Here is a 12,262-nt window from a genome sequence, read left to right as displayed (position 1 = left end):
ATGACAAGAATTGGATTATTATCTGATACTCACGCTTACTGGGATGAGAAATACCTGGAATATTTTGAACCGTGCGACGAAATCTGGCACGCCGGAGACATCGGTTCACTGGAAGTAGCGGAAAAGTTAGCCGCATTCCGTCCATTCCGGGCGGTGTACGGAAACATTGACGGACAGGAAATCAGAAAACTGTATCCTCAAATAAATCGTTTCACGGTGGATGGTGCGGAAGTACTGATAAAACATATCGGCGGTTATCCGGGAAAGTATGATCCTTCCATCATCGGTAGTCTGATGACGCGACCGCCCAAGCTTTTTATCAGCGGACATTCGCATATATTAAAGGTGAAGTATGATAAAACGCTGGATATGTTACATATCAATCCGGGAGCTGCAGGTATGTCTGGTTTCCATAAGGTGCGGACTTTGGTGCGTTTTGTTATCAATCAAGGGGCGTTTCAAGACTTGGAAGTTATCGAACTGGCGGACAAATAAAATAAATGTCCCCGCCTGACTGAAAAATTATTTTAAAATTTTGCCACGTCGGAATTCTTTCCGACCTTTGCACACTGTTAATGAATAACTCAGACGAACATGAAAGGAATTATTCTGGCCGGTGGTAGTGCCACCCGACTTTATCCGCTTTCCAAAGCGATTTCCAAACAAATCATGCCTGTGTATGACAAGCCGATGATTTACTATCCATTGTCGACACTGATGTTGGCAGGAATACGCGAAGTGTTGATTATTTCGACTCCACGTGACTTGCCTATGTTCCGGGATTTGCTGGGAACGGGTGAGGAGCTGGGTATGTCTTTCTCCTACAAAATACAGGAACAACCTAACGGACTGGCACAGGCTTTCGTATTGGGAGCCGATTTCCTGAACGGTGAACCGGGCTGTCTGATTCTTGGGGATAATATGTTTTACGGACAAGGCTTTTCTGCCATGCTCCGCCGGGCTGCCAATATAGAAAAAGGCGCCTGCATCTTCGGCTACTATGTAAAAGACCCGCGCGCATACGGTGTAGTGGAATTTAACGAACAAGGGAAAGTTATTTCACTGGAAGAAAAACCGGAAGTGCCGAAAAGTAATTATGCTGTTCCCGGACTCTATTTCTATGATGCCAGTGTGACGGAAAAAGCGGCAGCTCTTCGTCCTTCAGCACGTGGAGAATATGAGATTACAGACCTGAATCGCCTGTATCTGGAAGAAGGCACATTGAAAGTGGAACTCTTCGGCCGCGGATTCGCATGGCTGGATACGGGTAACTGCGATAGTCTGCTGGAAGCATCCAACTTCGTGGCCACTATTCAGAACCGGCAAGGTTTCTACGTCAGCTGTATTGAAGAAATCGCCTGGCGTCAGGGATGGATTCCGACGGAGCAATTGCTTCTGTTAGGTCAACAACTCGAAAAGACCGAGTACGGAAAGTATCTCATCGAATTGGCAAAACAATCCTAAAATCAACATAATAGAATAAAATATGAAAACTTATCTAGTGACCGGTGCCGCAGGATTTATCGGGGCAAATTACATCAAATACATCTTGGCCAAACATAACGACATCAAAGTCGTGATATTGGATGCTTTGACGTATGCAGGTAACTTAGGAACGATTGCCAAAGACATCGACAACGAACGCTGCGTCTTTATCAAAGGAGACATTTGCAGCCGTGATGTGGTAGACGGTCTTTTTGCTGAGTATCGTTTTGATTATGTGGTGAATTTCGCTGCCGAGAGTCACGTTGACCGCAGCATTGAAAATCCGCAACTGTTTCTGATTACCAACATTCTCGGAACACAGAACTTATTGGATTGTGCACGCCGCGCATGGGTAATGGGAAAAGATGAACAAGGATACCCTACCTGGAGAAAAGGTGTACGCTATCATCAGGTATCCACCGACGAAGTGTATGGTTCACTGGGAGCCGAAGGGTATTTCACAGAAACAACCCCGCTTTGTCCTCACAGCCCGTACAGTGCCTCTAAGACTAGCGCAGACATGGTAGTGATGGCTTACCATGATACTTATAAAATGCCGGTAACAATTACCCGCTGCTCAAACAACTATGGTCCGTATCACTTCCCGGAAAAATTGATTCCGTTGATTATCAAGAATATCCTCGAAGGAAAACATCTCCCCGTCTACGGTGACGGCAGTAATGTACGCGACTGGCTTTATGTAGAAGATCACTGCAAAGCGATTGATCTCGTTGTACGTGAAGGTAAAGACGGAGAAGTGTACAACGTCGGCGGACATAACGAGAAAACAAACCTCGAAATCGTAAAACTGACTATTTCAACTATCCACCGTCTGATGGCAGAGAATCCCGAATATCGTCAGGTTCTCAAAAAGAAGGTGAAAGACGAAAACGGAAATATTTCGATCGACTGGATCAATGAAGATCTGATTACGTTCGTTAAAGACCGTCTGGGACATGACCAACGTTACGCCATCGATCCTACAAAGATTACAAATGCTTTAGGATGGTATCCCGAAACAAAATTCGAAGTCGGTATCGTAAAGACAATCGAATGGTACTTAGCCAACCAGGCTTGGGTGGAAGAAGTTACCAGCGGAGATTATCAGGGTTACTACGAAAAGATGTATGGGAAATGATTCTCAACTTACCAACATTCCTATTGCAATAAGAACACCCATAAACAGCATATTACGCGAAGTCTCGCCTAATATGCTGTTTAATTTTTTACCACTATATATTTTCACCATCCGTTTCCAGGTGAGGAAATGAGGAATCAAATAGAGTTGCGGAAGAAGAGCGGCTAAAAAATGACCTTCACGAAGGAAACACAGACAGAGAAGAGAAGCTGTAACACCCAGCATCAAATAAAAATAGCGGCCGAACTTCTCACCGAAACGAACGATCACTGTTCTTTTTCCACTGCGCGCATCCGCTTCCCGGTCACGGTAGTTATTGACTACCAGTAGCGTATCAATCAATAGTCCACAAATCAGAGAGGCGATAGTGACATCCGGCGTCCATGTTAGCGCTTGCACGTAATATGTTCCGCCAACAGGCACAAATCCAAAGAAGACAATCACCAGTACATCTCCCCAGCCGTTGTAAGAAAGAGGATAAGGGCCGGTGGTATAAAGAAAAGCGAATAATACACAAAGCACTCCTACGACAATCAGTTCCCATCCGGCAAAGAAAAGTAATGTGCAACCGATAAGACAGGCAAGAGCAACCGTAATAATAATCCCGGTTTTCATCGCTTGCGGAGAAATCCATCCCTGTGCACAAGCACGTTCGGGTCCCAGGCGATCTTCCCGGTCTGTCCCTTTGAGGAAGTCGAAAAGGTCATTGATGAAATTAGCGGCTATTTGCATCAGACTTGCGAACAGACAGCAGATCAGTGCCGGCAACCAGTGAAAATGCCCGTCCATCGCAGCGAGAGCTGTACCTATCAGAACAGGGGTAACGGCTCCTGTAAGAGTTTTGGGACGTGCAGCTAATATCCATGCTTGTAGCGAGTTACGCTTTACTTCTTCCATACTTTAATATATTATAAAGAGTTTTGACGGACAAAGATACATGATTTTTCGTATCTTTGCACCCCAGAAAACTTCAAACTAAGAGAAGATGAAGAAAATAAATGCTCCTGTGATGGAGAAAATAAATACCCTATTGATGAAAAGAATAAATACCCCATTGATGAAAAAAATAAATATCCCATTGATGAAGAAAACGATTTATCCACTGACGAAGAAAACAATCTACCCTGTTATCCTGTTGGCATTGCTTTTGCTTGTTTCCTGCAAATCGAAAAAGAATATGGTGGCTAGCTTGCCGCACCCTGTCTTACATACTGATTCCATTTATCCGGATACGACTAACGCCATTGCCGGACTCTTCGCTCCCGACCACTCGAAACTCAAAGCACTGGCTGTTTCTAAAAACAAAAAGCAACATACAAAGAAAAAGGAGACTGATACCGACGCGGACAAATCCGACCGGATGCTCCGTGGAACCCCAATAACCTCTTCCAGCGTAGATGTGTCATCTGTTTATACAGGAGTGGATCGTGTAGTAAAATACGACTTCACCCACCGCGATGTACCTGAAGCTTTTGAAGGTTTCCGCATCGCTTTCATTTCCGATTTACATTACAAAAGCCTGCTAAAAGAGAAAGGATTGAACGATCTTGTCCGTCTATTGATTGCCCAAAAAGCAGATGTTCTTTTGATGGGTGGTGATTATCAGGAAGGTTGCGAATATGTAGAACCTTTGTTTTCCGCACTGGCACGTGTAAAGACACCGATGGGAACCTATGGAGTGATGGGTAATAATGATTACGAACGTTGCCACGACGATATTGTGAACACAATGAAACATTACGGAATGCATCCGTTAGAACACGAAGTGGACACGCTGCGTAAAGACGGCCAGCAGATTATTATCGCCGGAGTGCGCAATCCTTTCGATCTGGGGCGCAACGGAGTATCACCCACTTTGGCACTCTCTCCCAAGGATTTTGTCATCTTACTGGTTCATACGCCGGATTACATAGAAGACGTTTCAGTAGTCAATACAGACCTCGCTCTCGCAGGACATACACACGGCGGACAAGTCCGTGTATTCGGAGTCGCCCCGGCACTGAACTCACACTACGGCAATCGTTTTATCACCGGACTGGCATATAATACAGCAAAAACACCTTTGATTATAACAAACGGAATAGGAACTTCAAAGTTACCAATCCGTGTCGGTGCTCCGGCAGAAATCATCGTCATTACTCTTCATCGATTGACGGAGTAAGGTATCGTAACTTGGTACAATAACAAACAGAAATAGCAGCATCATACACTTTTCTGATACGACTTTCTGTAACATACCACACTTTTAGGGTATAACTTTTTGTTAAATACCACACTTTTAGGGTACGACTTTTTGTTATTATCCTTTTTAGTGCTTACATTTGTACCTATAAGTAGCTGACAATAAAAGAAAGAAGTATGAGAAGAAATGCAATGCAACAATTGTACGATTGGAAAGAAAAGTCTACACGAAAGCCTTTGATTATTCGCGGAGCCCGTCAGGTAGGAAAGACATGGCTTATGAAAGAGTTTGCGGCTACTGCTTACAAACAGTTTGCCTACATCAACTTCGAAGACAATGAAGTAATGAAAGAGGTTTTTCAAAAAGATTTTGATATCGAACGTATTTTGATGGCTATCCAGTTAGTAACCGGAAAAGTAGTAGATACAGATACCTTAATTCTTTTTGACGAACTTCAGGAAGCCCCACGCGGCTTGACAGCCATGAAATATTTCCTGGAGAAAGCGCCACAGTATCATGTTATTGCAGCTGGTTCTTTACTGGGCATCGCTATGCATCAAAATGACTCTTTCCCGGTGGGAAAAGTCGATTTTATAGACCTATATCCACTTTCTTTTTCCGAGTTTTTAGAAGCTATCGGACAAGAGTCTTTTGTCAGCTTGCTTGCAAAGCAAGATTGGAACCTCATTTCTACCTTCCGTTCTAAATTCACCGACTTCCTTAAACAGTACTATTTCGTAGGAGGAATGCCCGAAGTAGTCAATGCATTTATTGAGCATAAAGACTATGCCGAAGTCCGCCAGTTGCAACAAAACATACTGGATTCTTATGACCGTGATTTTTCCAAACATGCTCCTATTGCCGAAGTCCCCAGGATTCGTATGGTGTGGCGTTCGGTTCCTGCACAACTGGCTAAAGAAAATCGCAAATTCATTTATGGAGTTATAAAAGAAGGAGCAAGAGCCAAGGATTTTGAACTGGCCATAGAATGGCTGATAGATGCCGGTCTTATTTATAAAGTAAACCGGGTAAAGAAAGGTGGAATACCTTTATCGGCCTACGAAGATTTTTCCGCATTCAAACTGTTTATGCTAGACACCGGATTAATGGGAGCAATGAGCGGACTCCCCCCACAAGCATTATTGGAAGGCAATGTTTTATTTACCGATTATAAAGGAGCAATTACCGAACAATATGTGTTACAACAACTGAAATCAGTGAAAGGCTTGAATATCTATTACTGGTCTTCAGATACTTCCAAAGGAGAATTGGATTTCCTTTTGCAAAAAGAAATCTGTATTATTCCGGTCGAAGTGAAAGCTGAAGAAAATTTACAGTCGAAAAGTCTGCGTTCTTTTGTTGAAAAGAATCCAGAACTACATGGCATCCGTTTTTCCATGTCAGATTATCGGGAACAAGAGTGGCTGACAAATTATCCGTTATATTCTGCCGGACACATATTATAATATATTCAAAGGCGTATATTATCTTTCTTAATAGCCTCCCAAGCTCTCGGATGCAGGAAGTAACGAATATCTTTCCCTGCACTCAAGGCTTCCCGAATAAAAGTGGAACTGATTTCAAAAACAGGGGAATGAACGAGACGCACGGTTTCCGGCAATTCCTCTTCTTTTACCGGAAAGCCGGGACGAGGATAAATGAGGAGTTGATTCTCTTTAATGATGCGTTCGGACTGATACCAGCGTCCAAAACGTTCCCAATTATCGGAACCGATAATGAAATAAAATTCCCGGTTAGGATACGTTTCACGAAGTTTTTCCAGTGTATATACGCTATACGAAGGACGGGGCAAATGAAATTCAAAGTCTGAAGCTCGAAAACGAGGATAATCACTGATGGATAACTCCACTAATTGAAGACGAAGCTCGTCGCTCCATAACTCTACCTTCGTTTTCAAAGGATTCTGCGGACTTACCATAAACCATATTTCATCCAACCCTTCATACTCACAAAGGTAATTGGCTAAAGCGAGATGCCCGATATGAATCGGATTGAATGACCCGCTGAAGATTCCGGTTTTTCTTGTTTTAACTTGATTCATTTTCCGCTATTCTTTCTTGCTTTATTTTCTTTCTCCACTTCGGTAAAACAATAGCTTGTCTGATTGTGAGAAGTAGCGCAATGCCGCTTATGAACCATTGTTGAAAATAAAGGCATACAATAAAAGCAAGAAGATTCATCACACCGGTGACGGCACACAGATACATCCATTTTCGGGTGTTACAATTCTTCTTGTACATTCTCAAGTCTTATTCTTCGGCTAAAAACTCTTTGATTACTTTCAACGCTTCTGCCTTCGCTGCTTCCAAATCGTCATTGACAATCACACAATCGAATTGCGGAGCAAAGCCCAATTCATATTCCGCCTTAGCAATACGGCTTTCAATGATTTCCGGGGCATCCGTTCCGCGCCCTTCTAACCGGCAACGTAATTCTTCCACCGAAGGCGGTTGAATGAACACTGACAACGCACGGTCACCATAAAACTTCTTGATATTACATCCACCTACCACATCAACGTCAAACACTACATTCTGACCTGCTTCCAGTTGCTTTTCCACTTGTGCCTTCAACGTTCCGTAATAACGGTCCTTATATACTTCCTCATACTCCAAAAATTCGTTGTTCTCAATGCGACAACGGAATTCCTCCGGCGTAAGAAAGAAATATTCCACTCCGTGCTGCTCCGTACCACGCGGAGGACGGCTGGTAGCAGAAATAGAAAATGCAAGATTCAAATTCTGCGTCAGCAGATAATTGATAATAGTAGATTTGCCCGAACCTGACGGGGCAGAGAAAATAATTAGTTTACCGGTCATTATTAAAGTTTATTTGACATTAAGTTATTTACGATTAGACGATTTACGATGTACGATTGATATTATTTTTTGAATTTATAAATATCCAAATGTGTACACTATTATTCCGCAATACTAACTTCAATCGTACATCGTAAATCGTCTAATCGTAAATGAATTATCGTAAATGAATTTATTGTGAATAAATTACATCACGTTCAACACCTGCTCCTTAATCTGCTCCAACTCATCTTTCATCTGAACAACGATTTTCTGCATTTCGGCATGATTGGACTTGCTACCTAACGTATTGATTTCCCGACCCATTTCCTGGGCGATAAAACCAAGTTTCTTACCTTGTCCGTTACCGCTTTCCATTGTGCTGATGAAATATTTCAGATGGTTGCTAAGGCGTTGTTTTTCTTCATTGACATCCAGTTTCTCAATGTAATAGATCAATTCCTGCTCCAAGCGGTTCTTGTCGTAATCCACACTTAATGTCTTTTCGAGAGCATCCGTGATGCGTTCTTTCACTTTTTCCACACGTTCTTTTTCGTAAGGAGCGATCTTTTCGAGCAGGCTTGAGATATTGGCGATCTTTTCACGGAACTTTTTTTCCAGTGCAGCACCTTCCTGTTTGCGGAAATCTACCAGATGACTGATAGCATCGAGCACAGTGGCATGCACCATTTTCCATTCCTCTTCGGTCAGTTCCTGGATTTCCGTTTTAGTCATCACATCCGGCATACGGAGCAATGTCTGAAACCAGTCGGCAGGAACAGGGATACCAAGATTCTGCGAGATTGCCAAAATCTGTTTGTAGTAACCTTCCACCAATACTTGATTGATAGGAGTCGCATTTTCTGCCGCCTCTTTCTTCTCGATCCACAGGCTGAAATCGACCTTTCCACGTTCCAGCACTTTAGAAATCTCATTACGGATTTCAATCTCTTTTTCACGATACGCCGGAGCGATGCGAGTGGATAAATCCATTGCCTTGCTGTTGAGCGACTTGATTTCTACATTTATTTTTTTATCAGGAAGTTCGGCCGTAGCTTTGCCGTATCCTGTCATAGACTGTATCATAACCTTAAAGTTTTGTGCAAAAGTACACGAATATTTTAAGAATTGGAAATAATCATGTAAATTTGCGACAATTTAATAAGCTGATTTTTATGTCGTGTATACTGAATATTGAAACCTCTACCTCTGTTTGCTCGGTAGCGGCCAGTCAAGACGGACAGACGATTTTTGTGAAAGAAGATTTGAAAGGCCCTTCACACGCCGTGTCTTTAGGAGTTTTTGTAGATGAAGCGTTGTCTTTCATAGACAGTCATGCCATCCCTTTGGATGCAGTCGCAGTGAGCTGCGGGCCGGGTTCTTACACCGGACTTCGAATCGGGGTTTCTATGGCGAAAGGAGTTTGTTACGGACGTAACGTCCCATTGATCGGTATTCCGACGCTGGAAGTATTGACTGTTCCGGTGTTGTTGTATCACGACTTGCCCGAAGACGCTTTGCTTTGTCCGATGATCGACGCCCGCCGCATGGAAGTATACGCAGCCGTTTATGACCGCAGACTTCAGGTGAAACGTGCAGTAGCTGCCGATATTGTAGACGAAAACTCTTACTTGGAGTTTCTGAACGAGCAGCCGATTTATTTCTTTGGAAACGGGGCCGACAAATGCCGCGAACAGATCACGCATCCGAACGCACATTTTATCGACAATATTCACCCGTTGGCTAAAATGATGTTCCCGCTGGCAGAAAAAGCAATAGCCGACGAAGATTATAAAGACGTGGCTTACTTCGAACCTTTCTACTTGAAAGAATTCGTTGCTTCCATGCCGAAAAAACTTCTTTAATTTTTAATTTTAAACTTTCAATTAAATAAATGCAATACAATACTCAACAGAAAAGAATGCCGCTTCCCGAATACGGGCGTAGCATCCAGAACATGGTAGATTATGCGTTGACCATTCAGGATCGTGCAGAACGTCAGCGTTGTGCCAACACCATCATCAACATTATGGGAAATATGTTCCCCCATTTGCGTGATGTGCCCGACTTCAAGCACAAGCTCTGGGATCACCTGGCTATCATGTCCGGTTTTGAGCTGGATATTGACTACCCGTATGAAATCATCCGTAAGGATAACTTGGTGACCCGTCCGGATCCGATCCCCTACTCCACTGCCCGTATGCGTTATCGCCATTACGGACGCACACTGGAAGTGCTGATAAAGAAAGCAATCGAATTCCCCGAAGGAAACGAAAAGAGAAACCTGATTGCCCTCATCTGCAACCACATGAAGAAGGACTACCTGGCATGGAACAAAGATACAGTGGACGACAAAAAGATCGCCGAAGACCTGTACGAACTCTCCAACGGGGAACTCCAAATGACTGACGATATCGTCCGGCTGATGGCAGAACGCCTGAACCAGAACTATCGTCCGAAGACGAACTATACCAATAATCGTCAGAACAACAAGAGAAGATACTAAGAAAATAGGAAATAAGAAATAAGTATTAAGTATAAAGTATTAAGTATTAATCGCAGCCATTTGTTGGCACTGGTTGGATTTCTTTTACTTATTTACTTAGCGTGCGATACCGTACGGTTAATACTTAATACTTGATACTTAATACTTTAATCATACTTAATACTTTAATTAATGGCTTCATTTGTAATCGAAGGAGGACATCGGCTTTGCGGAGAGATTCACCCGCAAGGAGCTAAAAACGAGGTTTTGCAGATAATCTGTGCCACATTGCTAACCGCAGAGGAAGTAACGGTGAACAATATACCTGACATTCTTGATGTCAACAACTTGATTCAGCTCTTGCGCGAGATGGGAGTGACGGTTGCAAAGAAAGGCATTGATTCTTATAGTTTTAAAGCAGAGAATGTAGACTTGGCTTATCTGGAAAGCGATGAGTTTTTAAAGAAATGCTCCAGTCTGCGAGGCTCTGTCATGCTGATTGGCCCTATGGTGGCACGTTTCGGCAAAGCGTTGATATCCAAGCCGGGAGGAGATAAAATAGGCCGCCGCCGTTTGGACACCCACTTTGTAGGTATTCAGAATTTAGGAGCGGACTTCCGTTATGATGAAGGACGGGGCATTTATGAAATAACAGCCGACAGACTTCAAGGAAGCTATATGCTGCTGGACGAAGCATCCGTCACCGGAACAGCCAATATCGTAATGGCTGCCGTGCTTGCCAAAGGCACTACTACCATCTACAACGCTGCCTGCGAACCTTACGTGCAACAACTCTGCCGGTTGCTCAACCGAATGGGAGCGAAAATCAGCGGAATTGCCTCCAACCTGCTTACTATTGAAGGTGTGGAAGAATTGCATGGCGCGCAACACACCGTATTGCCCGATATGATTGAAGTCGGCAGTTTTATCGGTATGGCAGCCATGACAAAAAGCGAAATTACCATCAAGAACGTTTCTTACGAGAACCTTGGAATCATCCCCGAGAGCTTCCGCCGCCTGGGCATCAAACTCGAACAGAGAGGAGATGACATTTATGTTCCCGCACAGGAAACCTACCAGATAGAATCATTCATCGACGGCTCCATCATGACGATAGCCGACGCCACCTGGCCGGGACTGACTCCCGACTTGCTTAGTGTGATGCTCGTTGTAGCCACACAAGCCAAAGGCAGCGTACTGATCCATCAGAAGATGTTCGAAAGCCGCCTGTTCTTTGTGGACAAGCTAATCGATATGGGTGCACAGATCATCCTCTGCGACCCTCACCGTGCCGTAGTCATCGGACACAATCATGGCTTCAAGTTGCGTGGTGCCCGCCTGACTTCACCGGATATACGTGCCGGTATCGCCCTTCTGATTGCCGCCATGAGTGCCGAAGGAACCAGTACCATTAGTAACATCGAACAGATAGACCGTGGTTATCAGAACATCGAAGGACGTCTGAACGCTATCGGAGCCAGAATCACCCGAATATGATAAAGAAAGAAGAAGTATATAAGATAGGATTATTCAATAAACCGCATGGTATTCACGGCGAATTGCAGTTTACGTTTACCGACGACATTTTCGACCGTGTGGACTGCGATTATCTGATATGCCTGCTCGACGGTATTTTCGTGCCCTTCTTCATTGAAGAATACCGTTTCCGTTCCGACTCCACCGCTTTGGTAAAACTGGAAGGAATAGACACCGCCGAACGTGCCAGAATGTTCACCAACATCGAAGTTTACTTCCCCGTAAAGCATGCGGAAGAAGCGGAAGACGGCGAATTGTCCTGGAACTTCTTTATCGGTTTCCAAATGGAAGACATTCATCACGGACCTCTGGGAGAAGTGATAGATGTAGATAACACTACGGTAAACACCCTTTTTGTGGTTGAAAGAGAAGAAGAGGAACTACTCGTTCCCGCCCAAGAGGAATTTATCGTAGGAATAGATCAGAAACAGAAACTCATCACCGTGGAACTTCCCGAAGGGTTACTCAATCTGGAGGAGTTGGACGCGGATGACACAGCTCCCGGATAAATCAGGCACGAATGACACAGATTCCACGGTTTTCATTAATCAAAATTCACTGGGAAGCCGTGTCATCCGTGGCAAAACAAAGATTAGTCCGGCCGCAGCCCCTTTTAA

Annotated in this window: 13 protein-coding genes; 9 read left to right on the top strand and 4 right to left on the bottom strand. The window is 43.8% G+C overall.

Translation table 11 applies throughout. The annotated features are described in order from the left end of the window. From HMPREF9009_RS11405 to rfbB, 3 genes are all read left to right on the top strand, one after another. Nucleotides 1–495, top strand: coding sequence for a metallophosphoesterase family protein (locus HMPREF9009_RS11405; protein ID WP_009038686.1), 495 nt, complete (start codon nucleotides 1–3; stop codon nucleotides 493–495). 99 nt (nucleotides 496–594) lie between these two features. Further along, on the top strand, nucleotides 595–1,464 hold the full coding sequence (rfbA, locus tag HMPREF9009_RS11400) for a glucose-1-phosphate thymidylyltransferase RfbA (RefSeq protein WP_004316988.1): 870 nt from the start codon (nucleotides 595–597) through the stop codon (nucleotides 1,462–1,464). 22 nt (nucleotides 1,465–1,486) lie between these two features. Continuing rightward, nucleotides 1,487–2,623 (top strand): dTDP-glucose 4,6-dehydratase, encoded by a 1,137-nt coding sequence (rfbB, locus tag HMPREF9009_RS11395; RefSeq protein ID WP_008026598.1) that lies wholly within the window; start codon nucleotides 1,487–1,489, stop codon nucleotides 2,621–2,623. 3 nt (nucleotides 2,624–2,626) lie between these two features. On the opposite strand, the gene HMPREF9009_RS11390 is transcribed toward rfbB, so the two are convergent. Then, on the bottom strand, nucleotides 2,627–3,520 hold the full coding sequence (locus tag HMPREF9009_RS11390; protein ID WP_004316990.1) for a 1,4-dihydroxy-2-naphthoate polyprenyltransferase: 894 nt from the start codon (nucleotides 3,518–3,520) through the stop codon (nucleotides 2,627–2,629). 160 nt (nucleotides 3,521–3,680) lie between these two features. Here HMPREF9009_RS11390 and HMPREF9009_RS11385 point away from each other — a divergent pair, with 160 nt between their 5' ends. Together HMPREF9009_RS11385 and HMPREF9009_RS11380 are read left to right on the top strand one after the other, a co-directional pair. After that, nucleotides 3,681–4,784 (top strand): metallophosphoesterase, encoded by a 1,104-nt coding sequence (locus HMPREF9009_RS11385; protein ID WP_369798459.1) that lies wholly within the window; start codon nucleotides 3,681–3,683, stop codon nucleotides 4,782–4,784. 197 nt (nucleotides 4,785–4,981) lie between these two features. Further along, nucleotides 4,982–6,271, top strand: a complete 1,290-nt coding sequence (locus HMPREF9009_RS11380) for an ATP-binding protein (RefSeq protein ID WP_049702169.1) — start codon at nucleotides 4,982–4,984, stop codon at nucleotides 6,269–6,271. Nucleotides 6,272–6,276: 5 nt separating this feature from the next. Here HMPREF9009_RS11380 and nadD read toward each other — a convergent pair whose 3' ends face one another. The 3 genes from nadD to HMPREF9009_RS11360 form a co-directional block, all read right to left on the bottom strand. Then, entirely contained in the window at nucleotides 6,277–6,867 is a 591-nt protein-coding gene (gene nadD, locus HMPREF9009_RS11375) for a nicotinate (nicotinamide) nucleotide adenylyltransferase (RefSeq protein ID WP_049702168.1), read from the bottom strand. A gap of 208 nt (nucleotides 6,868–7,075) precedes the next feature. Continuing rightward, on the bottom strand, nucleotides 7,076–7,645 hold the full coding sequence (gene gmk / locus HMPREF9009_RS11365; protein WP_008641270.1) for a guanylate kinase: 570 nt from the start codon (nucleotides 7,643–7,645) through the stop codon (nucleotides 7,076–7,078). A 186-nt stretch (nucleotides 7,646–7,831) separates the two neighbouring features. Then, a complete protein-coding gene (locus HMPREF9009_RS11360; RefSeq protein ID WP_008641269.1) occupies nucleotides 7,832–8,710 on the bottom strand; it encodes a YicC/YloC family endoribonuclease in 879 nt (292 codons plus the stop codon). 89 nt (nucleotides 8,711–8,799) lie between these two features. On the opposite strand from HMPREF9009_RS11360, the gene tsaB reads away from it, so the two are divergent. The 4 genes from tsaB to rimM all read left to right on the top strand — a co-directional run bounded on the left by tsaB (nucleotide 8,800) and on the right by rimM (nucleotide 12,154). Further along, the gene (gene tsaB, locus HMPREF9009_RS11355; protein ID WP_008026575.1) at nucleotides 8,800–9,489 is read left to right on the top strand and encodes a tRNA (adenosine(37)-N6)-threonylcarbamoyltransferase complex dimerization subunit type 1 TsaB; all 690 of its coding nucleotides are present in this window, start codon (nucleotides 8,800–8,802) and stop codon (nucleotides 9,487–9,489) included. A gap of 29 nt (nucleotides 9,490–9,518) precedes the next feature. Continuing rightward, nucleotides 9,519–10,130, top strand: a complete 612-nt coding sequence (locus HMPREF9009_RS11350; protein WP_004316998.1) for a DUF4290 domain-containing protein — start codon at nucleotides 9,519–9,521, stop codon at nucleotides 10,128–10,130. Between the two features lie 171 nt (nucleotides 10,131–10,301). After that, nucleotides 10,302–11,606, top strand: a complete 1,305-nt coding sequence (murA, locus tag HMPREF9009_RS11345) for a UDP-N-acetylglucosamine 1-carboxyvinyltransferase (protein WP_008641268.1) — start codon at nucleotides 10,302–10,304, stop codon at nucleotides 11,604–11,606. Further along, nucleotides 11,603–12,154, top strand: coding sequence for a ribosome maturation factor RimM (gene rimM / locus HMPREF9009_RS11340; protein ID WP_004317000.1), 552 nt, complete (start codon nucleotides 11,603–11,605; stop codon nucleotides 12,152–12,154). Before murA ends, rimM begins: the two co-directional genes overlap by 4 nt. Nucleotides 12,155–12,262 lie beyond the last annotated feature (108 nt).

The sequence above is a fragment of the Bacteroides sp. 3_1_13 genome (assembly GCF_001185845.1).
Classification (GTDB): domain Bacteria; phylum Bacteroidota; class Bacteroidia; order Bacteroidales; family Bacteroidaceae; genus Bacteroides; species Bacteroides xylanisolvens.
This window is presented reverse-complemented; position numbering and strand designations above follow the sequence as displayed.